Source organism: Devosia sp. CN2-171 (genome assembly GCF_049354815.1).
GTDB lineage: Bacteria > Pseudomonadota > Alphaproteobacteria > Rhizobiales > Devosiaceae > Devosia_A.
Window position 1 is genome coordinate 4,169,689 of the sequence record NZ_CP186479.1, and the last position, 26,197, is coordinate 4,195,885.

The window sequence follows — 26,197 nt, forward strand, 5'->3', positions numbered from 1 at the left end:
GATCAGTCCTAAGCCGCGCTACCGAGCCAATCGCGAACGATCAGCGCGGCCTGCTTGGGGTGTTCCTCGACGAGGCTGCCGACAGTGCGGAGCGTGTTGGCCTGGGCTTCGCCCATCGATTTGGCGTTCTTCATCCAGGCCGGATCGCGGGGCGGTTTGTGCGGCTGCTCGTCCTCGACCGTGTATTCGCCGTTGAGGTTGGGCAGTGACGAGGTCATGCCGTCCGGACCAAACTGGCTGAGGTTCGGAGCGCCGGGAGTACCCAGTTCGGCGCTGACGGGCAGGGCGAGCGTCTTGTTCTCGGGGGCGAGCACGCGCTTCAGCAGCGGGCGGAGGACGAAGAAGACGAGGGCGAGGGCGATGAGCAGGGTGACGGCCATTTCGGCGCCGTTCATCAGGTCGTCGCGGGTGAAGTCGAAGAGACCGGCTTCGGCGGTGCCGCCGGCGGTCAGCTCGGGGCGATCGGCGAACTGGAGGTTGGCGACCTGCACCTGGTCGCCGCGGGCTTCGTCAAACCCGATAGCGGACTTCACCAGCGAGGTGATCTGCTCGATCTCGGCGGGGGTACGCGGGGTGTAGGTCGAATTGCCGGCAGCGTCGGCGACGTAGGTGCCGTCGACGACGACCGCGATCGACAGCCGCTTGATGCCGCCGGCCTGGGTCAGTTCGGTCTGGGTGGTCTTACTGATTTCGTAGTTGGTGGTTTCCTCGGTGGTCGAGGCTTCCTCGCTGGTCGTGGAACCGGTGCCGGCATTGGGCGTGGCGCCGGGCAGTTCGGTCGAGACGCTGACCTGGCCCGAGTCGCCGCCCTTGGCCGTGTTGGCAAGGTCGCGGGTCTGGGTGGAGCGGACGACCTGGCCGTTGGGATCGAAGGTCTCCGAGGTCTTCGAAAGCTGGTTCATGTCCAGCTCGGCCGACACCTGTACGCGGGCGCGGCCGGAGCCGACGATATTAGCGAGCAGGTCCTCGACGCGCCCGCGCAGGCGGTTCTCGACGCTGAGGGTGCGCTCCTCGCCTTCGGACGCGAGGGCGTCCTCGGTGCCGTTGCCTGCGCCGGAGGCGAGCAGGCGCCCGGTATCGTCGACGACCGAGACGCGGCTCGGCGTCAGTCCCTCGATGGCGGAGGCAGCGAGGTGCTGGATGGCGCGGATTTCGCCGGCCGAGAGTTCGCCGCGGACCGAGAGGACGATCGAAGCGGTAGGATCCTTCTGTTCGCGGCTGAACAGGGCGCGCTCGGGCAGGACGAGGTGGACGCGGGCGCTCTTGATGCGGGCAAGCGAGCCGATGGTGCGGGCGAGCTCGCCTTCGAGGGCGCGGACATTGTTGATGTTCTGAACGAAGCTCGTCGCGCCTAGCGTCGATTGCTGGTCGAAGATCTCGTAGCCGACCTGGCCGCGGGTGGGCAGGCCGTCCTGGGCCAGCGTCATGCGAATCGAGGTGATCTGGTCGCGCGGCACCAGTATGGTGTCGCCGTCGCCGCGCAGCTCGTAGGTCACGTTCTGCGCCTGCAGCTCGGTGACGATGGCGGAGGAGTCTTCGAGGGACAGGCCCGAATAGAGCGGCGCCAGGGACGGCGCAGAGGCACGCATGATGAGGAAGGCGAAAAAGCCCAACATCAGCACGGCGATTACGGCCATAGCGGCGACGCGCGCCAAACCGAGGCGGTTGAAAAACTGCAGTAACCCGTCCACGCGGGATCACCCTTTGTATTCTTGGGTGCGCGCAAACGCACCGAGCCCATAGGCAAAAATTACCCAGTGGATGGTAAACAAGGGGTTAACTCCGTGTCGCAAAATGCGAAAAGCGGCAGGGTTTGCCCAGTGATGGTTAGGGAGGAATGAGCATGGCGGACTTGCGGATCCTGGGGCGGATCACATCGATCAACATGCGCAAGGTGTTGTGGACGGCGGATCTGATCGGCACGGAGTACGTGACCGAGCTCTGGGGCATGCCGCATCGCGACCCGAAATCGCCCGAGTACCTGGCGCTCAACCCCAATGCACTGGTGCCCGTCATCATCGAGGACGGGTTCGTCCTGTGGGAGAGCAACGCCATCATGCGCTACCTCGCCGATACGCGGCGGAGCGGCTTGTGGCCGGTGGCGCCGAAGGAGCGGGCGCTGGTCGATCAGTGGCTGACCTGGCAGGTGGCCGAGCTGAACGCGCAGTGGGGCTATGCAATGCAGGCACTGATGCGGAAGAATCCGGCGTACACGGACGAGGGGCGGATCGCCGAGTCGATCAACAACTGGACGGTGCGGATGCAGATCCTCGAGAACCAGCTGATCAAGGGCGGCGGCTATGTCGCAAACGGCCGGCTGAGCATCGCCGACCTCGCCATCGCGGTGTCTTCGCACCGATGGTACTCGACGCCGTTCGAGCGGCAGGAGTTTCCGGCAATCAGGGACCACTACGAGATGCTCAAGGCGACGCCCGAGGGGGTGAAGTATCTGAGCGCCGAGACGCCGTAGGGGGTGGCATGGACCGGCTGAGGATTCTTGGGCGCACGACGTCCAGCAATGTGCGGAAGGTCTTGTGGACGGCGGACCTCTGCGGCATCGACTACGTGCAGGAGGTCTGGGGGCAGCCGCATCGCGATCCACGTGTGCCGGAGTTCCTGGCGCTCAACCCCAACGGCACAGTGCCGGTGATCGTCGATGGCGCGCTCGTTTTGTGGGAGAGCAACGCGATCGTGCGCTATCTCGCGGAGTCCCGTGGCAGTGGGCTGTGGCCGGCCGCTGTGCAGGAACATGCCATGGTCGACCAGTGGCTGACGTGGCAGGCGAGCGAACTGCTGCCGTCGTGGCAATACGCCGTAAGCGCGCTGCTGGCACGGAACCCGGGCTTCGATGATCCGGCGAAGATCGCCGCGTCGATCGCGCTGTGGACGGCGAAGATGCGGATGCTCGAGGATCGGCTGATGTCAGGTGGCGGGTTCGCCGCCAATCGCCGGCTCAGCGTGGCCGACCTGGCACTGGCGATTTCCACGCACCGCTGGTTCTCGACGCCGTTCGCGCGCGAGGAGTTGCCGGCTGTCCGGGATCACTACGAGACGCTCAAGGCGACGCCCGAGGGGGCGAAGTATCTGAGCGCGGAAACACCGTAGACCCATGCAAAAAGCCCGCCGCGGACGGATCCGGGCGGGCTTGGAACTTTCGGGCGGAGGGCTCAGCCTTCGCGGTAGTGCTGGATCCAGGTCGTACGGAGACCGGCGAGGCCATGCTTGTCGATGGCGGCCTGCCAGTTGAGAAACTCGTCGACAGAGAGGGTATAGCGCTGGCAAGCCTCCTCGAGGCTGAGGAGGCCACCGCGAACAGCGGCGACGACTTCAGCCTTGCGGCGGATAACCCAGCGGCGGGTGTCCTTTGGAGGAAGGTCCGCAATCGTCAACGGACTCCCGTCCGGACCGATTACGTACTTTACACGGGGACGCATTTGGACGGTCATTGTACTCACTTACTCAACCTGACCACACGCCGAACGCTACCGGATCGCGCTTAAAATTCGGCTAAGGCATTACTTAAAATGCGTTAAGAGCCCGGGCGAAATGGATACGCAGTCATTAACATCTGTCGAGGTCGGCGCGGCGGGCCGACTGCTCAAGACTTGGCCACAAGTTGTATCGAATGCGACGCGAGACCGGTTTATCGCGTGTCGTGAAGGGATATCGAAATGGCCAAGGACTACCCGGCGCTGAACGCGCACCAGCGCGAGTTCATCGGTAAGCAGCACTTCTTCTTCACTGCCACGGCGGCGACCGGAACGCGCATCAACATCTCCCCCCGCTCGACCGACCAGTTCCGGGTGATGGGCGACAATTCGGCCTGCTATCTCGACCGCACCGGCAGCGGCAACGAGACGGCGGCGCACCTGAAGGCCGATGGCCGGATGACGATCATGTTCTGCGCGGTGGATGGGCCGCCGCTAATCCTGAGGCTCTACGGTAAGGGCAGGATCATCCCGCGCGGCGGCGAGGAGTATGCCCGCCTGCTCACGGCGGAGTTCGGCAATACCGAACCGCTCGGCGCCCGGCAGATTACCTGGCTCGATTTCGACCTGGTGAAGACCTCCTGCGGCTACGGCGTGCCGCTGATGGACTATGTCGGCGAGCGCGACACCATGGACCGCTGGGCTGAAGCCAAGGGGCCGGACGGGATCGTCGACTACTGGGCCGAGAAGAACATGGTCAGCATGGATGGGTTGCCGACCGGGTTTGGGGAAGTGCCAAGCCGATAGAGACGGCCCCCTCCCGGCCTCCCCCATAAAGGGGGAGGTGAAGAGTCGAGCCTGTTGCTGGATCGTGCCAATCCCTCGGATGACATCCAGTGGTTGGCGTATTCTGGTGCCGGGGCATCGACACTCTAAACCGAGCTCTCTTCGGCCGCTTCGTCCGCCGCTGTCTTGGCGCGGACCGATAGGATCGCCGACATGTTGACGCGGGCGCCGCCGACGATGAGGACGGGCTCGGAGCCGGTGAAGTCGACGCCGGTGACTTCACCGGTCATTTCGGTGGCGACGCTGATCAGCTTGCCGGTGGCGCTGTCGCGCGCTTCGATGGTTACGGTGTAGCTGCCCTCGGGCTTGGTCTTGCCGTCGCTGCCGATGCCATCCCAGGTGAAGACGCTCTCGCCTTTGTTCACCGTGCCGGCCTTCGTGTAGACGATGTTGCCGTTGGCATCGCGCACGGTGGCGGTGATGTCGGCCTTGCTGTCGACCGCGAAGTGCCACTTGGCTTCGCCGTCGACCAGTTCGGTCTTGGTGCCGGAAGCGGTGACGATCTTGCCGACATAGCTCACCGCCTGGGAATTGTTGGCGGTCTGGGCCGAGGTCATCATGGCCTCGAGGAAGTCGTTGGTCTTCAGCTGCTGCTCGACGCCGGTGAACTGCACCAGCTGCTGGGTGAACTGGTTGGTATCGAGCGGATCGAGCGGGTTCTGGTTCCTGAGCTGCGTGGTGAGCAACTGCAGGAAGGTGTCGAAGTTCTGCGCGATCGACTGGCGGCTGGTTGCCGACGAACTGCTGGAAGTGGTGCCGACGCTCGAGATGGCCATTCTGGGGCCTCCTATACGATCAGGTTTACGCCGCCGGCCGTAGCCGTGCCGCGGTAAAGGCTAGTGGCTGCCTCGGTGCTGGCTTCCTCGGTGCCGAGATTGCCGCCACCGCCGGAGCCTTGCTGCTGGCCGCGTCCGTCACCCATGCCGCCCTGGGCGGCGAAGGGGTTCTGGCGCAGCGAGAATTCGAGATTGGTGCGCGAGGCGTCGAGGCCGGCCTGCTGCAGCGCCTGCTGCAGGGCGCGCTGGTCGCGCTGCATCAGGTCGAGCGTTTCGGGGCGCTCCACCGTCATGCGGGCGTTGACGGTACCGGACTTGTCGACGTCGAGCTTCACGTCGATGCGGCCGAGTTCGGGCGGATCGAGACGGATCTGGAAGCGGGAATTGCCGGCATCGAACTGGCGGACGACCTCGAAGGCAACCTGCGGCAGGTTCACCTGCTGTACCGGCACCTGATAGGCGGCGTGGACAGTGCGGGCGACCGGCGCGGCGGCAGGTTGCTGGGTGGCGGCAGCGGCGCTGGTCTGAGAAGTGTCGGTATTCGGCGGCGTCGCGGTGTTGGCGGCGACCGGAGCGCTCTTGTCGATGGGCTTGGTGTCACGTTCGACCGCTGCGACCGAAGTAGGTTTCGAGAGTTCCACCGGGGCCGGCTCGAGCTTGGTCGGGGCGGGCGCGGCCGGGGTTGCCGTATCGGTTTCCGCGGCCTTTTTCGCGGGAGCGACGGCGTCGGGCAGTACCAGGGTGGGCACGGTGAAGGGCTGGGCTTCCACAGCCGGCTTTGCGGCTGGCCTGGATGCGGACAGTGCCTCGATGACGCGGGCCAGATCGGGATCATCGGCGGTGGCGTCAATGCCGAGCTCGGCCAGCATCTCGTCGGACACCGTGCCGGACTGCAGGCCATCGGCGAGCGCGGCGAGTTTCTTTGCCAGTACGGGATCGGTGGGCTCGAGCCGCTGCGACAGCTTACCGATCAGCAGGCCGAGTTCGGCGAGGGCAGGGGGCGCCTCCACCATTGTGGTGGGTTCCGGGTCCTGAGGCACCGGGGCCGCGGCAACGGGTGCGACCGGCTCTAGCGGATCGGCCGGGAGATCGTCGGCTGCGGGGATCTCGGCTGCCACTTCGACGGACTCCGCCATCTCCACGACAGGCTCAGCTACCGGCACGGCCGGAACTGCGGCTTCGTCGACCGGGGTCGGGTCCGGGGCGGCCTCGATCGTCGAGGGGGCCGTAGGAACCGGTTCCGTCGCCTGCAGGTCAACGGGAGCGTCAGCCGGAGTCTCGGGGGGTAGGTCAACAGGGGCGGCCGGGGGCAGCACGCCTTCGCCGCTGGCAAGCGCGCTGATGCGTGGATCGACCGTGGGCGCGGGTGGCGTGATGGTCACGCCGAGATAGACGGCGACCGCGTCGACGGCTTCGCTCAGCTTCTTTTCGAGGGCGGGATCGACGGGCGTGCCGGCTTCGAGTGCATCGTTGATGGCGATGAGCGCGTCGCTCAGGTCCTTGAGCAGCGATTTGCCCTGTTCGGTGTTGGGCAAGTCGGCGATCGGGCTCAGCTCGACTGCCGGGTCGGCGACGGGCGCGTCCTCAGCTTCGGTATCGGCGGTTATCCCAGTCGCAGTCGGGGAGACCTGCTGTAGCAGGGCGGAGAAATCGGTCGAAGTGATGGTCTCGGGAACAGTTGCGGCGTCAGCAGTGGTTCCGGGCACCACCAGGGCGAGCAGCGCCGCGAACAGGCCCTCGGGCGTGGCGGCCTCGGGGGCAGCCGTCGTCCCTCCGGTTACAACACCGGGAGTCGTTGTTGGTACAAATCCGACCGATACCGTCACGTACGCCTCACCAGACACAATGCTCCGGAGAGAGCGATGCAAGCCGCGTGCCGGAGGGATAGGCCAGATAAATCAGTTGCTTAATGTTTCTGGCACGCCAGAGGCCGCGGCAATGTTTGCGCCGGACGGCAAAAACTGCCGGGTAGGTGGCCGCTTGCCGCGCTCGCCGTTCCCGCCTATACCGCCGCGATCCAAAGTGGCCCTTGAACCCATCCGGATGAGAGAAATGGAATTGAACTCGCTTGATTTGCCCAAGCGTCCCGAAGACACGCGCGTTGTCGTCGCGATGTCGGGGGGCGTGGACAGCTCCGTTGTTGCCGGCCTGCTCGCCCGCGAGGGCTACGACGTCGTCGGCGTTACCCTGCAGCTTTATGACCATGGCGAAGCGACGCACCGCAAGGGCGCCTGCTGCGCGGGTCAGGATATCCACGATGCGCGGCGCGTGGCGCAGGCGCTGGGGATTCCGCATTACGTGCTCGACTACGAAGAGCGCTTCAAGAACTCGGTGATGAAGCCGTTCGCCAATGCCTATCGGCAGGGCGAGACGCCGGTGCCGTGCATTGCGTGCAACCAGAGCGTGAAGTTCGTCGACCTGATGGAAGTGGCCAAGGACCTCGGCGCGGATGTTCTCGCGACCGGGCACTATGTGCAGAGCAAGCTCGAGGGCGGGCGGCGGCGGCTGTTCCGGCCCGTCGATGACAGCCGCGACCAGAGCTATTTCCTGTTCGCGACGACGGCCGAGCAGCTCGATTTCCTGCGCTTCCCGCTCGGCGGCATGACCAAGCCCGCAGTGCGCGAGCTGGCGCGCGAGTTCGGGCTGGAAGTGGCGGAGAAGCACGACAGCCAGGACATCTGCTTCGTACCGCAGGGCAAGTACACCGACGTGATCCGCAAGATGCATCCCGAGGCGCTCGAAGGCGGCGACATCGTTCATCTCGATGGACGCGTGCTGGGGCGTCATAACGGGATCATCAACTACACGATCGGCCAGCGTAAGGGGCTCGGCGTCGCCGCGGCCGAGCCGCTCTATGTGATCAAGCTCGATCACAAGACGAGCCGGGTGGTCGTCGGGCCGCGCGAGGCGCTGATGACCAAGACGGTGCGGCTGCGCGACGTGAACTGGCTGGGCGAGCAGTCGCTGGCGTCGCTCGCTGCCGGGAACGGCATGCCGATCGAGGTGAAGGTGCGCTCGACGCGTCCGCCGCAGTCCGGTGCCGTGCATATGGATGACGGCGAGGTGTTCGTGACGCTGTTCGCGGGCGAGTACGGGATTTCGCCGGGGCAGGCCTGCGTGTTCTATGCCGACGAGAGCGAGACGACCGAAGTGCTGGGCGGCGGGTTCATCGCCGAGGCCGTACCGCAGGCGCTGGTGGCCTAGGGGCTGGTCGTTGTTGTCGTCTGCGCCTTGGCGTCCTGTGCCGCTTTCTTGAGCTGCTGGTAGTTGCCGAGGCCGCCGAGCAGGGCGGAGGCGAAGTAGGTCAGGATCAGCGCGCCGAGGATCAGCAGCACGATCCGGCCGGAGTTGAGCTTCCAGGGGCTTTGCGGCTTGTTGGGGTCGTCGGTCATGCGGATTGGGTTACGCCGGTGGGTGGTGGGAGGCAAGGCGAAGGGTTGTCGCGGGGCACCCCACTCGCGGTCGTCATCCCGGCGAAAGCCGGGACCCACTGCTCGTTGCTCCGCCGGGTACTGACCGTGCAAGTTCTTCGCTGATGGATCGGGTGTTTTCGTGTGAGTGGAATTTTCCGTGCACTGGGCCCCGGCTTTCGCCGGGGTGACGGCCGGAGGATTGGGCAGCGACAGCGCCCGTACCAATAAATCTATCGCCCCACCCCAAGGATCAGTTGGCGTTCATCGTCTCATCTCTAGTGTGCCGACCGAGAGCTCCAACGGGTGCTGAGATCTTTGACGTCCGAGTTCATCGATAGCGGAGTGCTGGTGGCACCCATACCCGACGAGACGCTGATCGCGCGGGCGGTCGGCGGCGATCGGCGTGCGTTTGCCGAGCTCGTCGAGCGGCACTACGATTTCATCTTCCGCACGGCGTGCAAATGGTGCGGCAAGGTGTCGGACGCCGAGGACGTGGCGCAGGAGGTGTGCATCAAGCTCGCCTCGGTGCTGAAATCGTTCGACGGGCGCTCGGCTTTCACCAGCTGGCTCTATCGCGTGACACTGAACGCGGTGCGCGACATGCAGCGGGCGCGGAGCCGGCGGGGTCGCAACACCGACCGTTATGCGGAGGTTACGCCGGACGAATACCTGCCCGAGCAGGAGGATTCGGCGGCGGCCAAGGAATTGTGGCAGGCGGTGCGCCGTTTGCCCGAGCAGCAGCGCGATGCGGTGCTGCTGATCTACGCGGAGGGGATGAGCCACGCCGAGGCCGGTGTGATCATGGGCTGCAAGGAAGCGACCGTCTCGTGGCATGTCCACGAGGCCAAGAAGACCCTGAGGGGGCTCCTATGAGCAACCATATGAACGACGACAAGCTCAACCTGCTGAAGGCATCCGGCACGCCTGCGCCAAGCGAGGCCGCGCGCCGCCGTGCGCTCGATGCCGCGATGCTGGCTTTCGATGCGGAACAGGAAAAGGCGTCGGCCGCGCCCCAAGGAAATCAGATCATCGATCGTCTCAGGTCCATCTTCGCCTCTCAGAAAGGGAAATGGATCATGGACCACCGTCTTGCTTATGGGTTCGGCACCGCCGCCCTCGCACTGTTCCTGCTGCCGCTCGGCTACCAGCTCTACACTTCGACGGCGATCACGCCGGTCGGGCTGCCGCCGGTGGTACCGACTACGACGACGACTTTGCCACAGCCGGAAGTTGCGCCTCAGCCGGAGCCGCTTGCGCTGGGCCGGGCCGATGCGGACAGCACGGTCGGGGCAGAGGTTTCGGCGGATGCACCGGTGACGACGCTGTCGGAATCGGCGAACGAGATGGGCGCGATGCAGGCGGCGAAGCCTGCTGGTGAGGCCGATATGTTGCGCGATGGGGAGGAAGCAGGAGTCGCAAATCTCGGCATCCTCGACGCCGCTCCGCCGCCGATGGAAATGCGCAAAATGGCGACGAGCCCGCAGATCGCGGCCAGCCCGCAAGCCAGCGGCGGGGTGGAGCAGATGGAGTCATTCATTGCTGCTCCGGCCCCTGCCGACGCTACGATGGCGCCGCGCACCGAGCCCAGCGGCGACGAGTTCAGCAAATTCACCGAGAGCCCGGTGAAGATCGTCAAGAACGAGCCGGTTTCGACCTTCTCGATCGATGTGGATACGGCTTCGTACTCGTATGTGCGCAAGACCCTCACCGAGGGCTGGGTGCCGGAGCCCGATGCGGTGCGCATCGAGGAGCTGATCAACTACTTTGACTACGACTATCCGGCGCCGACGGATGCCTCGACGCCGTTCAAGCCGAATGTCTCGGTCTATCCGACGCCGTGGAACCCCGCGACGCAGATCGTCCAGATCGGCATCAAGGGCTACGTGCCGCCGGTTACCGAGAAGAAGCCGTCGAACCTCGTATTCCTCATCGACACTTCGGGGTCGATGGATGAGCCGGACAAGCTGCCGCTGCTGAAGCGGGCGTTTGCGCTACTGGTCGACCAGATGGGGGTCGAGGACACGATTTCGATCGTCGCCTATGCCGGTTCGGCCGGCGTGGTGCTGGAGCCGACCAAAGGCACGGACAAATCCCGCATTCTCGGGGCGCTGGATAATCTTGCTGCGGGCGGTTCGACCGCCGGAGCAGAGGGGATCGAGCTCGCTTATCGGCTGGCTGAGCAGAACAAGGTTTCTGACGGCGTGAACCGCGTGATCCTTGCGACCGATGGCGACTTCAATGTCGGGATCGATGATCCGGAGGCGCTCAAGACCTTCATCAAGGGCAAGCGCGACGGCGGGGTATTCCTGTCGGTGCTCGGCTTCGGCCAGGGCAATCTCGGCGACGACACGATGCAGGCGCTGGCCCAGAACGGCAACGGCAATGCCAGCTACATCGACAGCTTCAAGGAAGCCCAGAAGGTGCTGGTTGAGGATGCCGGCGGCACGCTTCAGACTATCGCCAAGGACGTGAAGATCCAGGTCGAGTTCAACCCGGCGGTGGTGAGCGAGTACCGGCTGATCGGCTACGAGACCCGGGCGCTCAACCGCGAGGATTTCAATAACGACAAGGTCGACGCGGGCGAGATCGGGGCGGGGACGACGGTCACCGCGCTCTACGAGATCACGCCGGTCGGCTCGGGTGCCGCGCTGAACGATCCGCTGCGGTACGAGCAGGGCGGGACCGCTGCGGCTCCGGCGGTGGCGGCGAACGAGATCGGGTATCTCAAGCTGCGCTACAAACTGCCGGATGGGGACACCTCGACGCTGGCCGAGCAGCCGATCGGCGCTGACCTCGTGGTGCGTGATCTGTCGGAGGCATCGACCGACGCTCGGTTTGCCGCGGCGGTGGCGGCGTTCGGGCAGAAGCTCAGGGGATCGAACTATGGCGAGATGAGCTGGGACGAGGTTCGGGCGCTCGCGCAGGGTGCCCGTGGCGCGGACGAGAACGGGTACCGGGCCGAATTCGTGCAGATGATCGATATGGCGAAGGCGCTGGTGAGGGACAGCGAGGAGCCGCTTTGCACGGCGCCGGAGGGGAACCGGAACTGCAAGTAGGTCTGACGCCCTCTTTGTCCTCCCCCGCCCCGCGGGGGAGGATCACGGAGAGGACGGTGGCCTAGAGCGGCTTCAGGCCTGCTTCGATCTCCGCCCGGCGGCCTTCGAGGAACGGGGGCAGGGCCAGGCGTTCGCCGAGGGTTTCCAGCGGTTCGTCGGCGGTGAAGCCGGGGCCGTCGGTGGCGATCTCGAACAGGATGCCGTTGGGCTCACGGAAGTAGAGCGACTTGAAGTAGAAGCGCTCGACTTCGCCGGAGGTACGGACGCCATTGTTGGCGGTGCGCTTCACCCACTCGTCGAACTCGTTCTTGTCGGGGGTGCGGAAGGCGACGTGGTGGACGCCGCCGGCGCCCTGGCGGGCCTGCGGCAGTTCCGGGTTCACCTCGACATGCAGTTCAGCCGCTGCGCCGCCCTGGCCCATCTCGAAGACGTGGATTTCGCCATTCTTCTCGCGGGCCGGGTAGGAGCGCACTTCGCGCATGTTCATGATGCCCGTGAGGACCGGCGCAGTGCGGCGGAGGTCGGGGACGGCGAGAGTGATCGGGCCGAGACCGAGGATCTGGTGTTCGGCCGGGATCGGGCTCTTGTCCCAGGGGTGGCCGGGGCCGGACTTCGGATCGGCGACGAGGCGGAAGCGCTGGCCCTCGAAATCCTCGAACTCGAGCGACAGGTGGCCGGCGCGCTCCTTGATGTTGCCGGAGGCGACATCCTGCTCGGCGAGGTGTTCTTTCCACCAGCCGAGGTCGGCTTCGGACGCGACGCGAAGGCCGGTGCGGGAGACTTCATGGTTGCCGCGCTTCGCAGGAGCGGTGGGCCAATCGAAGAAGGTCAGGTCGGCGCCGGGGGAGGCGACGGCATCGCCGTAGAACAGGTGATAGGCGCTGACGTCGTCCTGGTTCACCGTCTTCTTGATCAGACGGAGGCCGAGGACGCGGGTGTAGAAATCGACGTTGCGGGCCGCCTGCGCCGTGATGGCGGTCAGGTGGTGGATGCCTTCAAGTTCGAGGGCCATGGGATGCCTCCGTTGTTTCGTGACCACAGAGATAGGCGGGAAACAGCAGGGCGGATAGCGGGCAGATGCCGACGGATCGTCAATGCGGGATGAACAATGGCTCGTGTGGACCACGGATCGTCCACTCACTCGATGTCATCCCTGCGAAGGCAGGGATCCAAGCTACGGTTGGCGCGGGCGGTGACATCGGTCCCTGCCTTCGCAGGGATGACAGCTGGTGGGTGGGCGAGATCGCGCCCATCCACCGGATCATTGGACAATCAGTCCTTGGCGCGTTCGACGTAGGACGCGTCTTCGGTCATCACGACGACGCGGGTGCCGACGCCGATGTGGGGCGGGACCATGGTCTTGACCCCGTTGTTGAGGGTCGCGGGCTTGAACGACGACGAGGCGGTCTGGCCCTTCACGACGGGCTCGGTCTCGACGATTTCGAGCGTAACGCGAGCCGGCAGTTCGATGGCGATGGCGACGCCTTCGAAGGTCTTCAGATAGACCAGCATGCCATCGGTGAGGAACGAACCCTGGTCGCCGACGATGTCTTCGGAGACAGCGATCTGCTCGTAGGACGCCGGGTCCATGAAGTGGTAGCCTTCGGCGTCGTGGTAGAGGAACTGGTACTCGCGCTCGTCGACATCGGCCTTTTCGACCATTTCCACGGTGCGCCAGCGGCCGATGACCTTCACGCCGTCCGACATGCGGCGCATGGTGACGTTGGTCACCGAGTTGCCCTTGCCGGGGTGGACGTTTTCGGCAGTGAGCACGACGTGCAGGTTATTGTCCTGCTCGACGACGTGGCCTTTGCGCAGGGACGAGGCGATGACCTTGACCATATTTCTTCCTTGTTCAACGGTTGGCGGCGGCCTAGAGAGCGGCAACGGAGGCCGGCGGACGCGCTGATCTAGTGTTCGGGTGCCGCCCGATACCTCAATTCGCCGAAAACTGCCAGTCCTGTTGCCTGAAAGTCCTTGCGCATTGACCAATGCCCCGCCGTCTCCTGCTGCCTCCCCCTGGTGGAGCCCCGATCGACACGCCGACCGTCGGCCGATGCTGATGGGGCGCAACAAGATCGAACTGGCGGTGCGGAGCTATTTCGCCAATCGCGACTTCGTGCTGGTCGACCCGCCGGGGCTGCAGCGGTCGCCGGGGAACGAGACGCACCTCCATGCCTTCGCGACGCAAATGATCGGCAATGATGGGGTGGGGGAGACGATGTATCTCCATACCTCGCCGGAATTCTCGATGAAGAAGCTGCTGGCGGCGGGGGAGCGGCGGATCGCCGCGATCGGGCATGTGTGGCGCAACCGGGAGCGGACGGCGCTGCACCATCCGGAATTCACCATGCTCGAGTGGTATCGGGCGGGAGAAGCCTATGACGCGGTGATCGCCGATTGCGTGATGCTCTGCCGGCTGGCGGCTGATGTGATCGATGTACCCATGCTGCGCTATCGGGGACGGACCTGCGATCCACGGCTCGAGCCGCAGCGACTGAGCGTCGTCGATGCGTTCCGGGAGTATGCCGGGATCGACTTGTTCGCGACGATGGATGCAGAGGGCAATACCGACGCGGCAGCGCTGGCCGGGCTGATGCGCGGTGTCGGGCTCGTGGTGCCGGCGGAGTTCACCTGGTCGTATCTGTTCAGCCGGGTGCTCGTGGAAATGGTGGAGCCGGCACTGGGACTTGGGCGGATCACGGTGCTGGATCGCTATCCGGCAGCGGAGGCGGCGCTGGCGCGGCGGATTGCCGACGATCCGCGGGTTTCCGAGCGATTCGAGCTCTATGCCTGCGGGGTGGAACTGGCTAACGGGTTCGGCGAACTCATCGATGCGCCCGAACAGCGCCGCAGGTTTGCCGCCGAGATGAACGAAAAACAACGGCTCTACGGCGAGGTCTATCCGCTCGACGAGGACCTGTTGGCGGCGCTGCCGCTGATGGGCGAAACCAGCGGAGTGGCGCTGGGGTTCGACCGGCTGGTGATGCTGGCGACGGGCGCGCCCAAGATCGAGGATGTCATCTGGGTGCCGGTGGCGGGAGGCGATAGATGAAGCACGATCGTGCGTTGCGCACCGCGGCCGATCTGGTCGAGGCGGGATTGTTGCCGGCCGAGCGGCAAGCCGAGGCCCAGGCGGTGGCGAAACGGTATGCGATCGCGGTGACGCCGGATGTCGCGGGGCTGATCGACCGGGACGATCCGAACGATCCGATCGCGCGGCAGTTCATTCCGGACTTCGCCGAATTGTCGGTGACGCCGGAGGAGCGGGCGGACCCGATCGGGGATCAGACACACTCGCCGCTCGAGGGCATCGTCCATAGATATCCCGACAGAGTTCTACTGAAAGCAGTGCATGTTTGCCCGGTGTACTGCCGGTTCTGCTTCCGGCGCGAGATGGTGGGGCCGGAGGGGCTCGGGACGCTCTCGCCCGAGGCAATGGATGCGGCGATCGGGTATATCGCCGGGCATCCGGAAATCTGGGAAGTGATCCTCACCGGCGGCGATCCGCTGGTGCTGTCGGCGCGGCGGCTCGGGGAGATGATGGCGCGGCTGCGCGACATCCCGCATGTGAAGATCGTGCGGTTCCATACGCGCGTGCCGGTGGTCGAGCCGGAGCGGGTGGACGAAAAGCTGATCGCGGCACTGAAGGCCAGCGGCAAGACGACCTATGTGGCGCTGCACGCGAACCATCCGCGTGAGCTGACGGCGGCGGCGAGGGCCGCGGCGGGGCGGCTGGTCGATGCGGGTATTGTGATGCTCAGCCAGTCGGTGCTGCTGGCTGGGATCAATGACGATGTCGAGGTGCTGGCGGCGCTGTTCCGCGGCTTCGTCGAGGCGCGGGTGAAGCCGTACTATCTGCACCATCCGGACCTCGCGCCGGGGACGGCGCATTTCCGCGTGTCGATTGCCGAGGGGCAGGGGCTGGTGGCGGCGTTACGGGGACGGGTGTCGGGGCTGTGCCAGCCGACTTATGTGCTCGATATCCCGGGCGGCTACGGCAAGGCGCCGATCGCGGCGGCCAATGTTCGGGACGAGGACGGGGTGTGCATCGTGTCGGACTGGCGGGGCGGGGAGCATGTGTATCCGCCGGTGAGTGGGTAGCTCCAAGAACATCTGCATGGGAACTGATGTATCCCCAATCTCGATGTCATCCCTGCGAAAGCAGGGACCCAATTGTCAGGTGGCGCCAGCGGTGAGTTGGGTCCCAGTTTGTCGCTGGGATGACACCGAGTGGGAGGGATTGGGCGTTAACTCCAGACCCCCTTAACGAGGCCCGGATACAGGTCGTCCCAGTTCGGATTGCTCTCGCGGAAGAGATCGATCTTCCAGTCCCGTTTCCATGACTTGATCCGCTTTTCCCTGGCGATAGCGGCCTCGATCGACGTGTGGGTCTCGAACCACACCAGTCTGGTGACTCCATAAGTGGCCGTAAAGCCGGGAACGAGGTGGGCCTTGTGCTGTCCCACTCGACCCATAAGGTCACTCGTCACACCGACGTACAGGCTGCCGTTGCGGCGCGAGGCCAGCAGATAGACATGATAGGTTTGTTCCACGGATGTGCCCCAAACATCGGTGTCATCCCTGCGAAAGCTGGGACCCAATTTTCAGCTGGCGCAAGGGGATAGTTGGGTCCCTGCTTTCGCAGGGATGACACCGAGTGGGAGGTGGGGCAGTGGTCCACCACATCCGAAATGAGATTGTAGGGTCGCCTGCCCGACGACCCTACAACCCCCTGATCCGCGATTGCCACCGGCGGATCATTTCTTCTGCAGCGGCTTCGGCGCCCTGCATGTTTGCGCTTTGATAGACGTCGACGTCGACGCCACCGGCAGCCAGCTTGTCGACGGCTTCGGCGAGGACGGCGTTGAGGATGAAGACCCCTGAAATGGTCGAGGTGGGGCCCATGTGGCGGTCGTGGCCGACGATGAGGGCGGCGTCGCCGTATTCGCCGCCATTGTCGAGGACGAGATCGGTCACCTGGTAAAGGAGCCGGCCCGAGCCGTGGCGCGAGGTGATGGCCGAGGCGTGGCGCATCGAGGTGAGGGCGATGGTGGTGGCACCGCGCGCCTTGCAGGCCTGCGCCATCTCGATGGGATAGGCGTTGCGGCCGGAATTGGAGGCGATGAAGACGACGTCGCCGGGACCGACCGGATAGTCGGCGAGGACACGGGCGGCGCGGCCCTCCTCGCGCTCGAGCAGGGTCGAGCGCTCGGCGCCGAGATGCAGCATCAGGTCGGGATCGAGGATGGCCTGCGCCGCGGCGATGCCACCGGCGCGGTAGAATACTTCCTCGGCGAGGATGTGCGAATGGCCGCTGCCCGCGACATAGATCAGGTGGTCGGTGGCGAGCGCGGTGGTGACGGCGTCGCAGGCGGCATCGAGGGCAGCGGACTGCTCGGTCAGCACCCGGTCGAGGATGGAGACCACCGTATCGCGATAGCGCTGGCGCACTGTCGCCGCCATCTCAACCCCTGATCTCGCCGACATATTTGTAGCGATCGCCGCGGTACCAGCTGGTGGCGTCCTCGACGACCGTGCCGGCGTCTCCGTAGCCGAGCTGGCTGATTTCGAGCACCGCAGCGCCCGGGCGGACGCCGAGGTGCCGGGCCAGTTCCTCATCGGCTTCGGTCGCCTGCAGGCTTTGCAGGACGCGCTTGGGCCGGGCCTTGCGGGCATCCATGCGCTCGTAGAGCGAGCCGGTGCCGTCGAAATTCTCGCCCACGGCGTCGACCGGAACCATGGCGCGTTCGTAGGCGATTGGTTCGCCGCCGGCGAGGCGCAGGCGGACGAGAGTGAAGACCGGGGTGCCGAGCGGCAGGCCGGTGCGGAAGGCAGTATCGGGGCCGACCGGAGCGATGCTGCATTCGAGCACCTGCGAGCTCGCGACGAGGCCGCGCTGCTGCATGTCCTCGGTGAAGCCGGACAAGTGGGACAGCGCCTTGGGGATGCGCCCGACGACCACGGTGCCCGCACCCGGACGCGTCGCGACCAGCCCGAGCTGGGCGATATCCTTGAGGCCCTGGCGGAGGGTCGAGCGCGAGACATTGAGGCGCTCGGCCATCTCCCGCTCGGAGGGCAGTGACTCGCCGGCGGGAATGATGCCGGAATCGAGCACATAGGTCAGAGCGTTGCGCAGACGGTCGCCAAGCGGGCCGTGCTGGCGCTCCATCCGTTCCAGAATTGCCGCGTAAAAGTCCAAGGCCCCTCCGGGCAACCGCGATCTTGGTTGCTCACTGGTATGATTTTGGTCCGAATATTGCAAGCCATTTCCCCGCTAATGAAGGGGTATGGACAAGCTGTGCCAAACCAATAACATACCAGTATGGCGGTACCGTTTCGCCGCTGGGTTGGGACAGGGACAGGGGTGCGATCGATATGGCGAAAAAGGTGACACTGGCAGCGATAGCTGCACTGCTGATGTTGACGACCAGCGCGTGGGCGCAGACCGAGGTGCGCTTCACGCACTCGATCACCGGCGGTTCAAGCCGCGAGGCGCTCGACGCGATCATTGCCGGCTTCGAGGCGGCTAACCCCGACATCAAGATCAAGCAGATCGTGTTCGATGACGACCAGTACTCGAACCAGGGCCTGATCACGCAGCTGAAGAGCAACGAGGTCCCCGATATCTTCTTTGAATGGGCCGGCTATCCGGTGCAGCGCGACGTTGCCGCCGGCTACGCCTATGACCTGACCGACGCGATGGCGGCTGATGGCTGGAAGGACACGTTCTCGGCCGCGGTGTGGACCGATGGCGCGGGCACGATGGTCGACGGCAAGCCGTACCTGGTGCCGCTGTCGCTCGATCTGACCAACACCATCTGGTACAACAAGAAAATCTTCGCCGAGCACAACCTAACGCCGCCCAAGACCTGGGACGAGTTCGTCGCGCTGACCAAGACGCTGGCCGATGCCGGCGAGACGCCGATCGTCGAGGGCAATAACGAGTTCTGGCCGCTGGGCAATTGGGCCGGCCATATCGCCGCGATGGTGGTGCCACCGGACGAGTATGTCGCGGCCTTCAAGCAGGAAGCCAAGTTCGATACGCCGGCCTTCGAGAAGGCGTTGAACCTGCTCGTAGGGCTGCACGACGTCGGTGCTTTCAACAAGGACATGCAGGCGCTGGGCGCCGATCCCGCCATGGCAACGTTCTTCCAGGAGGGGGCAGTGATGCACCCGATCGGGTCGTGGCTGGTGTCGGAGACCTCGAACCTCGCCGACGAGGGCTTTGAGTATTCTCAGTTCAACACGCCGGTGATCGATCCGGCGCATCCGCTGGCCAATAGCGTGATCGGCACGATCACCGGGCTCGTGGTGCACAAGGATGCGCAGCATCCGGCCGAGGCGATCAAGTTCCTAAAATACCTCACGTCGGAAGCCAGCCAGGTCACGTGGTCGGAGAGCGGCCAGATGAGCCCGGTGCAGGGCGTCAGCGAGAAGGCCAAGCTCGACGAGCAGACCTCCGCCATGCTGGCGCTGATGAGCGGCGCGCCCTCGATCGTGCCGCCGCCAGACAACAAGTATCCGGTGCCGGTGGCCGAGGCGTTCTACCAGGCGGCTGCCTTTGCCGCCTCGGGTGAGAAGAGCGCCAAGGATGCGCTGGTCTGGCTCGACGAGACACTGACCGCGATGGGCAAGCAGTAGGCCGGTCGCACACCTTGGAAGACCGTTCGGCCCCAATCAGCACCGGCGCCGCGAACCTGTTGTTCGCGGCGCCGGCGATGCTCCTGTTCGCGACCTTCGTGTTGTTGCCGCTCGGCGCGTCGGTCTACTACGCCTTCACATTCTGGGACGGGTTCAGTGCGCCGCGCTGGGCGGGCTTCGCCAACTTTGCCCGGGCGCTGACTGATACGACGTTCCTCATGTCGTTCGTGCACGTCATCCTCTACATCCTCGCGACGCTCATTTTCGAGGTCTCGTTCGGGCTGTTCATGGCGGTGCTGTTGAACTCGGACCGGCGCGGCTTCTCGCTGATGCGCGGCATGTTCTTTGCTCCGGTGGTGCTGTCGATGTCGGCGGCGGGCGTGTTGTGGAAGTTCGTGCTCGATTTCCGCACCGGGCTGCTCAACTCGACGCTGCGGTCGCTGGGGCTGGGAGACTGGGCGCAGCCGTGGCTGGCACAGCCGGAGACGGCGCTCTTGTTCATCTGCATCGTGTCGGGCTGGAAGTATGCCGGCTTCTACATGGTGATCTTCTTTGCGGCGCTCAGGCGCATTCCGCGTAACCTCTACGAGGCGGCCAAGCTCGACGGCGCCAATGGCGTGCAGCAGTTCTTCGCCATCACGCTGCCGATGCTGAAGCAGAACGTGATCGTCTGCATTCTCCTCGCCGTCACAGGCGGGTTCGCCGGGTTCGACTTGTTTTTCACCATGACCAATGGGCAGCCGTTCGGGGCGACGGAAGTGCCGGCGACCTGGATCATCAAGCAGGCCTTCGACCAAAATCAGATCGGCTACGGCGTGGCGCTGACGGTGGTGCTGACGGTGGTCGTGTCGCTGATTTCGATCGGCTATCTCAAGATCTCGGAGCGCGGCAATGTCACGCGCTATTGAGAAGCCGCGCAGCACAGCCGAGTGGCTGCAGTTCGGGGCGGCCGGCATCATCGTGCTGGTGACGTTCTATCCGGCGATCTGGATGGTTTATTCGGCCTTCAAGTCGAACCGGGAGATCTTCCGCACGCCGTTCGCGCTGCCGACGCAATGGCGATGGGAGAATCTAAGCGAAGCCTGGGAAGTCGGCGGGCTGGGGACGCTCTATTTCAACTCGGTGTTCGTGACCACGGTTGCCGTCAGCATGTGCGTGCTGTTCGCGACGGCGGCGGCGTTCGCGTTCACGCGGCTGGAGTTTCCGGGGCGCAGGATCATGTATCGGGTGCTGCTGGTGGGGCTGCTGTTGCCGCCGCCGTCGGTCGCCATCGCGCTGTTCACGCAGCTGCGCGACATGCACCTGCTGAACACACCCTGGGCGCTGATCCTGCCGGGGGCGGCATGGCAGCTGGCCTTCACGGTGTTCCTGATGCGGGCCTATTTCATGTCGATCCGTCCCGACATGGAGGAGGCGGCGCGCCTCGATGGCGCCAATACCTGGGAAATCTTCTGGCACGTGTCGGTGCCGATGGTGTGGCCGGCGATGCTGACCATGGTGGTGCTCAATACGATCAGCGTGTGGAACGAGCTGCTGTTTGCGCTGCTGTTCGTCACCGATGATGCGCAGCGGACGCTGCCGGTCGGGCTGGTGCGGTTCTCGGGTTATCACAGCACCGACTATGCGCTGGTGTTCGCGGCGCTGGCGATCACCACGGTGCCGATCCTCATTCTCTACTTCGTGCTGCAGCGGCATGTGATTGCCGGGCTGACGGCAACGGCGATGGACTGACGCTTTGGGAACCGTGCACCAACTGCCGCTGCCCGCCTCGGCGTCGCCGCCCGGACTATCCGGATGGTCGCTCGACGTGCTGCTCGACCAGCCGGACAAGGCGCGGGGCGGTTCGCTGCCGGCGAGCAGCTTCCTCAGCGGGGTGATCGAGGGCTTTTATGGGCGCGCCTGGACGCATCGGCAGCGCATCGAAATGCTCGACTGGATCGCGCAGGCGGGGATGAACACGTTCGTCTACGGGCCCAAGGACGACATCAAGATCCGGGCGCGCTGGCGCGAAACCTACAACGCGGCGGAAGCCGCAGAAATCCAGGAGCTGGTCGACGCGGCACGCGTGCGAAAGCTCAACTTCATGGTGGCGATCGCGCCGTGCCTCGATGTCGTCTATTCGGACGCAAGCGACCTCGAGGCGCTGAAGCGCCGGCTTGACCAGCTCCTGGAACTCGGCGTCACACATTTCGCGCTGCTGTTCGACGACATTCCGTCGACGATGATGCCGGCGGACGAGAAGGTGTTTCCGTCGTTCGCGGCGGCGCAGTGCTTCTTTGCGAATGCCGCGCTCGACTATCTGGCGAGCAAGGCGCCGGCGGTGCGGATGCTGTTTTGCCCGACCGAGTATTGCGGGGCGTTCACCGGACGGGATGTGGCCGGCTCGGCTTATCTCAAGACGATCGGGGCGGAGCTCGATCCGGCGATCGGGGTGTTCTGGACCGGGCCGGATATTGTTTCGAGTTCGATTGATGCGGACGGGCTGCGCGAGCTCGCGCAGGTGATCCGGCGGAAGCCGGTGATCTGGGAGAATTTCTACGCCAACGACTACGACATCAGGCGGGTCTATGCCGGGCCGCTGGGCGGGCGGGACACCGAGATTCTCGGGCTGGTCGATGGGTTCATCACCAACCCCAACAACGAGTTCGAGGCGAACTTCGTGCCCGTGCGGGCGACGGGGCTGTTCGCCAATGGCGCGCAGGGCGAGGAGGCGGCGTTCGCGCTGGCGCTCGAGGCGTGGCAGCCACGCTTCAAGCTGGCGTTTATTGGTGAGACACTGTCGCCGAAGGAGGTCCGGCTGCTGGCGGAGCTGTTCTATCAGCCGTTCAAGTGTGGGCCCGAGGTGGAGGATCTGTTGGTGACGGCGCGGTGGCTGTTGAAGCAGGACCGGCCCAATGTGCGCGATCCGGAGTGGCAGGCGGGGCACGATGCGCTGGTCGAGTTCCGCGACCGGATCCGGGACTTATTCCACCGGATGACCGAGCTCGAGAATCGCGACCTATTTTACGCCTTCCACCCATATTTGTGGGAAGCGCGCGAGGAGGTGACGCATCTCGTGACCTATCTCGACTGGCTAGCGGGCGATCCTGCCCCAGGGGCGGAGTTTCCCCATCGGGATCGAATCTATAACTTCTACCGACAGGGATTCACTGTCGCGGTGCAGGAGCTGCTGCCGCGCGACGCAAACGGGCGGTACCGGCATGGTCGGTGAGTTGGGTGGGGGCTATCGCCTTCGGCAGGCGGAAGCTTCCGATCGCGCGGCGATGGAAATGGTGTGCCTCAAGACGGGCGATTCCGGCGCGGACGCGACGGCGCGCGAGGACGATCCGCGGCTGCTGGGGCTGATCTATGCGGTGCCCTACCAGGTGTTCGCGCCCGAGTATGCCTTTGTGATCGACGGGCCGAACGGGGTGTGCGGCTACGTGCTGGGGGCGATCGATAGCGCGGCCTACTACGCGTGGGCGGCGCGCGAGTGGTTTCCCACAGTGGCGGCGACGCTGGAAGACCCGGGGCCGGACAAGGCGAAGTGGACCCGGGGCAGCGACTGGGCGCGCTACGAAATCCACCACCCGCAGTTCGCCTATCCGGAGGCACTGCATCCCTATCCGGCGCACGGGCATATCGACCTGTTGGCGGAGGTGCAGGGCAAGGGCTTCGGGCGCAGGGCGCTGGAGCATGTGATGGCGGCGCTCGGGCGCGACGGCGCCACGGGCATGCACCTGGGCGTGAGCCCGCGCAATCGCGGCGCGCTGGCGTTCTACGAGAAGCTGGGCTTCTCGCGGCTCACGGGGCCGGGCGCGCCGCGCAACGCGGTGTATATGGTGAAGGGGTTCTGAGCTTGCCTGCCGCTCGTTCTGGCCGCTCTTCAAAGTGGGGAGAGGGGACGGTGTGGCGCGGGTAGTGGCTATGGCCGATCCGGCATGATCCGGAAATCCGCGCCTTCGGGGAGTAATTGCCCACCATCCACGACGATAGTCGTGCCGGTGATGTAGGCGGCTTCGTCCGAGGCGAGGAACAGGAAGGCGTTGGCGACGTCGCGCGGGCTGCCGAGGCGGCCCAACGGGATGGCGTCCTCCATGCCCTTGATGAATTCGGGCGAGCGGTGGAGCTGGATGGCTTCGGTGAGGATGTTGCCGGGTTCGACGCCGTTGACGGTGATGTTGTAGCCGGCGAATTCGAGGGCGGCGGCGCGGATCAGGCCGTTGATGCCGGCTTTCGTCGCCGAGTAGTGGCCGTGGCCGGGGCTGGTGACGTGGGGACCGGTGATCGATGAGGTGAAGAGGATGCGGCCCGAGCGCTGCGCCTTCATCGGCACGAGGGCGGCACGGGCGGCGATGAAGCTGCCGCGGAGGTTGACACCCATGACGCGGTCCCAGTCCTCGACCGAGGTGTCCTCGAGCAGTTGCCAGGGATAGATGCCGGCGTTCTGCACCATGATGTCGAGGCGGCCGAAGCGCTGGACGGCAACGGCCACGGCGGCTTCGGCGTCGGCGAGCTTTGACACATCGACATAGATGAACGGGGCGCCGAGTTCGGCGGCGGTGGCGGCGCCGGCTTCGCGTTCGGTGTCGGCGATGATTAGCCGCGCACCTTCCTCGGCGAAGCGGACGGCGGTGGCCTTGCCGATGCCGCGGGCCGAGCCGATGACGATGGCGACCTTGCCTTCGAGACGTCCGGTCATGCGAGTTTCTGCCTGAGCTTGAGTTTAAGCGTATCGAGCAACACGGCCGCAAGGACGAGCAGGCCGTGGATCAGTTGCGTGCTGGTGGCGGGGAGCTGCAGCAGGTTGATGGCTGTGTTGATCGAACTCAGCAGCAGTACGCCGGCATAGACGCCGGGCAGGGCGCTGACGCCGCCCTTCAAACTGATGCCGCCGATGACCACCGCGGCGAAGGCGTTGAACAGCATGCCGGTGCCGAGATTGGCGGTGGCACCGGAGGTCCGGATGGCGAGGAGCCAGCCCGAAAGGCCGGCGATGGCGCCGGCAAGAATGAAGGCGGTGATAAGGATACGGTTGACCTTAATGCCGGCGCGGAAGGCGGCGTTCTCATTGCCGCCGATCATCAGCAGGTGTCGGCCGAACGGGGTCTTGGCCATGATGAAAGAGAAGATCACGAAACAGAGGATGGCGATCCAGGCGGTGAGCGGTAGGCCCAGCAGGCGCTGAATGCCGAACCAGCGGATGGCGGGCGCGAGATCCTGCGCCGAGCGGCCGCCCGAGACGGCGAGGACGATGCCGCGCACCCAGATGAAGCTGGCGAGGGTGACGATGAAGGCATTCATCTTCACCTTGACGATGAGGACGCCGTTGATAGCGCCGATGATGCCGCCAACCAGCATACCGAGGAGCAGCGAGATGGGGGCGAGGAGCCACTCCGGCTCGACGGTCAGTCCCATGCCGATGCCGGCCGAGCAGAAGAGCATGCCGACGGTCATCGCGCTGAGCGCGGCGACGGACTCGACCGAGAGGTCCATGTGTCCGGCGATGATGACAAGGGCGAGGCCGATCGACATGACGCCGAGGACCGAGGACGCCTCGATGATGTTGGCGAAGATGCCGAGCTGGAAATAGTTCGGGATGAACAGCGAGAACAGCGCCAGGACCGCGAGGAGGATGACCCAGACGAGGTTGTCGAGCAGGAATTCTAGGGTTCGGCGGGTGGTGGGGGTCATGGATGGCTCGGGTTGGCGGGTGCTGGTCCTCCCCTGCAAAGCGGGGGAGGGGATGAGGCCAGAGGGCTCACCCCGGGGGGATCGGCGTAGCCGGTGGAGGGGGCGAGCGGCAGGTACAATTGCCGTGGCTCACCCCTCATCCGCCCTTCGGGCACCTTCTCCCACAAGGGGAGAAGGCACTCGTGGCTTGGCCGGAGGTTTTGGCCGCCCCTCCACCGCCTTCGGCGGTCCCCCTCCCCCGCCACGCGGGGGAGGATCACGGAGAGGCCGGCGCTTGCCTTACTCGATCGACTTCACCGTGTCGGTCGGGGGCTTCAGGTTGCCCCAGAACTTGGCGTCGTCGACGTTGGATTTGTCGATGGCGGCGCCGGGGAGCTTGATGTTGGGGCCCCAGGCTTCGGTGGTGACGGTACCGGTCAGGCCGATGATGTCGTATTCACCGGGCGCGATCTCGGCCTTGGCCACGATCTTGTCCATGAAGGCGGCGACGGCGGCGGCTTGGGCATAGAGCGGCTGCTCGACTTCGACGTTGAGCCAGCCCTTGCGGATCAGGTCGAGGCCGACCGGAGCGCCGTTCGAGCTCATCAGCATGATGTCGCCCGGGGCCTTGCCGGCGGCTTCGAGCGAAGCGACGACGGCGACGGACAGGTGAGCGGCGTGGCTGAAGATGAGATCGATGTCGGGATTAGCGACCAGTTGGTCGTTGGCGATGGTGCCGGCGGCGTCGGCGGCCCAGGCCATGGCCGGGACGGAGATGATCTTGACGTCGGGGAAGGCCGCCATCTTCTCGTCGAAGCCCTTCTGGATGTCGAGAGTGTAGGGGTCGCCCGGATCGCCGAGGATCTGGAGGACCTTGCCCTTAACCGAGCCATGCTTGGCGGTCAGCAGCTTCTGGGCCTGTTCTGCAGCGATGTAGCCGATCTCGACAGTGCCGGCGACCGAGGTGAAGGCCGAGGGCGTCGAGGTAATCTGGCGGTCGAACTCGACCACCGGGATGCCGGCGGCCATGGCGGCCTCGATCGAGGGCTTCAGTGCGTTGAAGTCGACGGCAGCGAGGATGATCGCGGCCGGCTTCAGGGCGATGACGTCATTCATCTGGGACTGCTGGACGTCGGTCTTGTTGTCGGCGTTCAGCGTCTGCATCTCGTAGCCGACCTGCTTGAGGAAGGTTTCGAGGGCCGAGACCGAGCCGGTCTGGAATTCGTCGAGCAGCGTGGGGACGAGGTAGTAGACCTTGCCCTTGGTTTGGGCGTAAGCGGGCGACAGCAGGGCCATGGCCACTGCCAGAACGCCGAAGACGGATAGAAGTATTCGCTTCATTTCGTTCGCTCCTGTTTTGCCGGATTTCCCTGTTTTGCCCC

Annotated in this window: 26 protein-coding genes; 13 read left to right on the forward strand and 13 right to left on the reverse strand. The window is 65.1% G+C overall.

Annotated elements, in window-relative coordinates; translation table 11 throughout:
• Positions 1–8 precede the first annotated feature (8 nt).
• Entirely contained in the window at positions 9–1,691 is a 1,683-nt protein-coding gene (gene fliF / locus ACOYW5_RS20680; RefSeq protein ID WP_423066761.1) for a flagellar basal-body MS-ring/collar protein FliF, read from the reverse strand.
• A 152-nt stretch (positions 1,692–1,843) separates the two neighbouring features.
• Here fliF and ACOYW5_RS20685 point away from each other — a divergent pair, with 152 nt between their 5' ends.
• Both ACOYW5_RS20685 and ACOYW5_RS20690 read left to right on the forward strand, forming a co-directional pair.
• Positions 1,844–2,470, forward strand: coding sequence for a glutathione S-transferase family protein (locus tag ACOYW5_RS20685; RefSeq protein ID WP_423066762.1), 627 nt, complete (start codon positions 1,844–1,846; stop codon positions 2,468–2,470).
• Positions 2,471–2,478: 8 nt separating this feature from the next.
• Positions 2,479–3,105: a glutathione S-transferase family protein gene (locus ACOYW5_RS20690; RefSeq protein ID WP_423066763.1), complete on the forward strand. Its 627-nt coding sequence runs from the start codon at positions 2,479–2,481 to the stop codon at positions 3,103–3,105.
• Between the two features lie 62 nt (positions 3,106–3,167).
• Here the strand turns inward: ACOYW5_RS20690 and ACOYW5_RS20695 are convergent, their stop codons facing one another.
• Positions 3,168–3,446 carry a DUF1153 domain-containing protein gene (locus ACOYW5_RS20695; protein WP_055046067.1) on the reverse strand — a complete coding sequence of 93 codons (279 nt, stop codon included), beginning with the start codon at positions 3,444–3,446 and terminating at the stop codon, positions 3,168–3,170.
• Between the two features lie 225 nt (positions 3,447–3,671).
• Between ACOYW5_RS20695 and ACOYW5_RS20700 the strand changes: the two genes are divergently transcribed.
• Complete coding sequence (locus ACOYW5_RS20700) at positions 3,672–4,235, forward strand: pyridoxamine 5'-phosphate oxidase family protein (RefSeq protein WP_423066764.1); 564 nt, start codon at positions 3,672–3,674, stop codon at positions 4,233–4,235.
• Positions 4,236–4,360: 125 nt separating this feature from the next.
• On the opposite strand, the gene ACOYW5_RS20705 is transcribed toward ACOYW5_RS20700, so the two are convergent.
• Complete coding sequence (locus ACOYW5_RS20705) at positions 4,361–5,050, reverse strand: flagellar hook assembly protein FlgD (protein ID WP_423066765.1); 690 nt, start codon at positions 5,048–5,050, stop codon at positions 4,361–4,363.
• An 11-nt stretch (positions 5,051–5,061) separates the two neighbouring features.
• On the reverse strand, positions 5,062–6,876 hold the full coding sequence (locus tag ACOYW5_RS20710) for a flagellar hook-length control protein FliK (protein WP_423066766.1): 1,815 nt from the start codon (positions 6,874–6,876) through the stop codon (positions 5,062–5,064).
• A gap of 226 nt (positions 6,877–7,102) precedes the next feature.
• Here ACOYW5_RS20710 and mnmA point away from each other — a divergent pair, with 226 nt between their 5' ends.
• Positions 7,103–8,254 carry a tRNA 2-thiouridine(34) synthase MnmA gene (gene mnmA / locus ACOYW5_RS20715; protein WP_423066767.1) on the forward strand — a complete coding sequence of 384 codons (1,152 nt, stop codon included), beginning with the start codon at positions 7,103–7,105 and terminating at the stop codon, positions 8,252–8,254.
• On the opposite strand, the gene ACOYW5_RS20720 is transcribed toward mnmA, so the two are convergent.
• Complete coding sequence (locus ACOYW5_RS20720) at positions 8,251–8,442, reverse strand: hypothetical protein (RefSeq protein ID WP_423066768.1); 192 nt, start codon at positions 8,440–8,442, stop codon at positions 8,251–8,253. The two genes, mnmA and ACOYW5_RS20720, sit on opposite strands and share 4 nt — an antisense overlap.
• 369 nt (positions 8,443–8,811) lie before the next feature.
• Between ACOYW5_RS20720 and ACOYW5_RS20725 the strand changes: the two genes are divergently transcribed.
• Positions 8,812–9,336 carry an RNA polymerase sigma factor gene (locus tag ACOYW5_RS20725; RefSeq protein ID WP_423066769.1) on the forward strand — a complete coding sequence of 175 codons (525 nt, stop codon included), beginning with the start codon at positions 8,812–8,814 and terminating at the stop codon, positions 9,334–9,336.
• Entirely contained in the window at positions 9,333–11,519 is a 2,187-nt protein-coding gene (locus ACOYW5_RS20730; RefSeq protein WP_423066770.1) for a vWA domain-containing protein, read from the forward strand. The genes ACOYW5_RS20725 and ACOYW5_RS20730 overlap by 4 nt, the downstream gene beginning before the upstream one ends.
• Before the next feature lie 61 nt (positions 11,520–11,580).
• Here ACOYW5_RS20730 and ACOYW5_RS20735 read toward each other — a convergent pair whose 3' ends face one another.
• Both ACOYW5_RS20735 and efp read right to left on the reverse strand, forming a co-directional pair.
• A complete protein-coding gene (locus ACOYW5_RS20735) occupies positions 11,581–12,531 on the reverse strand; it encodes a ring-cleaving dioxygenase (protein ID WP_423066771.1) in 951 nt (316 codons plus the stop codon).
• Between the two features lie 260 nt (positions 12,532–12,791).
• Positions 12,792–13,361: an elongation factor P gene (efp, locus tag ACOYW5_RS20740; protein ID WP_423066772.1), complete on the reverse strand. Its 570-nt coding sequence runs from the start codon at positions 13,359–13,361 to the stop codon at positions 12,792–12,794.
• A gap of 214 nt (positions 13,362–13,575) precedes the next feature.
• On the opposite strand from efp, the gene epmA reads away from it, so the two are divergent.
• Together epmA and ACOYW5_RS20750 are read left to right on the forward strand one after the other, a co-directional pair.
• Complete coding sequence (gene epmA, locus ACOYW5_RS20745) at positions 13,576–14,574, forward strand: EF-P lysine aminoacylase EpmA (protein ID WP_423066773.1); 999 nt, start codon at positions 13,576–13,578, stop codon at positions 14,572–14,574.
• Positions 14,571–15,623, forward strand: coding sequence for a lysine-2,3-aminomutase-like protein (locus ACOYW5_RS20750; RefSeq protein WP_423066774.1), 1,053 nt, complete (start codon positions 14,571–14,573; stop codon positions 15,621–15,623). The genes epmA and ACOYW5_RS20750 overlap by 4 nt, the downstream gene beginning before the upstream one ends.
• Before the next feature lie 146 nt (positions 15,624–15,769).
• Here ACOYW5_RS20750 and ACOYW5_RS20755 read toward each other — a convergent pair whose 3' ends face one another.
• The 3 genes from ACOYW5_RS20755 to ACOYW5_RS20765 all read right to left on the reverse strand — a co-directional run bounded on the left by ACOYW5_RS20755 (position 15,770) and on the right by ACOYW5_RS20765 (position 17,721).
• Complete coding sequence (locus ACOYW5_RS20755) at positions 15,770–16,075, reverse strand: GIY-YIG nuclease family protein (protein ID WP_423066775.1); 306 nt, start codon at positions 16,073–16,075, stop codon at positions 15,770–15,772.
• 169 nt (positions 16,076–16,244) lie between these two features.
• Positions 16,245–16,985 (reverse strand): sugar isomerase domain-containing protein, encoded by a 741-nt coding sequence (locus ACOYW5_RS20760; RefSeq protein WP_423066776.1) that lies wholly within the window; start codon positions 16,983–16,985, stop codon positions 16,245–16,247.
• Between the two features lies 1 nt (position 16,986).
• Entirely contained in the window at positions 16,987–17,721 is a 735-nt protein-coding gene (locus ACOYW5_RS20765; RefSeq protein ID WP_423066777.1) for a GntR family transcriptional regulator, read from the reverse strand.
• Between the two features lie 176 nt (positions 17,722–17,897).
• Here ACOYW5_RS20765 and ACOYW5_RS20770 point away from each other — a divergent pair, with 176 nt between their 5' ends.
• The 5 genes from ACOYW5_RS20770 to ACOYW5_RS20790 are packed head-to-tail and all read left to right on the forward strand — an operon-like array spanning position 17,898 to position 22,999.
• Complete coding sequence (locus tag ACOYW5_RS20770) at positions 17,898–19,163, forward strand: ABC transporter substrate-binding protein (RefSeq protein WP_423066778.1); 1,266 nt, start codon at positions 17,898–17,900, stop codon at positions 19,161–19,163.
• A 14-nt stretch (positions 19,164–19,177) separates the two neighbouring features.
• The gene (locus ACOYW5_RS20775) at positions 19,178–20,071 is read left to right on the forward strand and encodes a carbohydrate ABC transporter permease (RefSeq protein WP_423066779.1); all 894 of its coding nucleotides are present in this window, start codon (positions 19,178–19,180) and stop codon (positions 20,069–20,071) included.
• On the forward strand, positions 20,055–20,894 hold the full coding sequence (locus tag ACOYW5_RS20780; RefSeq protein WP_423066780.1) for a carbohydrate ABC transporter permease: 840 nt from the start codon (positions 20,055–20,057) through the stop codon (positions 20,892–20,894). Before ACOYW5_RS20775 ends, ACOYW5_RS20780 begins: the two co-directional genes overlap by 17 nt.
• A gap of 13 nt (positions 20,895–20,907) precedes the next feature.
• On the forward strand, positions 20,908–22,374 hold the full coding sequence (locus ACOYW5_RS20785) for a beta-N-acetylglucosaminidase domain-containing protein (protein WP_423066781.1): 1,467 nt from the start codon (positions 20,908–20,910) through the stop codon (positions 22,372–22,374).
• Positions 22,364–22,999, forward strand: coding sequence for a GNAT family N-acetyltransferase (locus ACOYW5_RS20790; protein WP_423066782.1), 636 nt, complete (start codon positions 22,364–22,366; stop codon positions 22,997–22,999). The genes ACOYW5_RS20785 and ACOYW5_RS20790 overlap by 11 nt, the downstream gene beginning before the upstream one ends.
• Positions 23,000–23,067: 68 nt before the next feature.
• On the opposite strand, the gene ACOYW5_RS20795 is transcribed toward ACOYW5_RS20790, so the two are convergent.
• From ACOYW5_RS20795 to ACOYW5_RS20805, 3 genes are all read right to left on the reverse strand, one after another.
• Positions 23,068–23,844, reverse strand: coding sequence for an SDR family oxidoreductase (locus ACOYW5_RS20795; RefSeq protein ID WP_423066783.1), 777 nt, complete (start codon positions 23,842–23,844; stop codon positions 23,068–23,070).
• The gene (locus ACOYW5_RS20800; protein ID WP_423066784.1) at positions 23,841–24,836 is read right to left on the reverse strand and encodes an ABC transporter permease; all 996 of its coding nucleotides are present in this window, start codon (positions 24,834–24,836) and stop codon (positions 23,841–23,843) included. Before ACOYW5_RS20800 ends, ACOYW5_RS20795 begins: the two co-directional genes overlap by 4 nt.
• A 279-nt stretch (positions 24,837–25,115) precedes the next feature.
• Positions 25,116–26,156, reverse strand: a complete 1,041-nt coding sequence (locus tag ACOYW5_RS20805; protein ID WP_423066785.1) for a sugar ABC transporter substrate-binding protein — start codon at positions 26,154–26,156, stop codon at positions 25,116–25,118.
• Positions 26,157–26,197 lie beyond the last annotated feature (41 nt).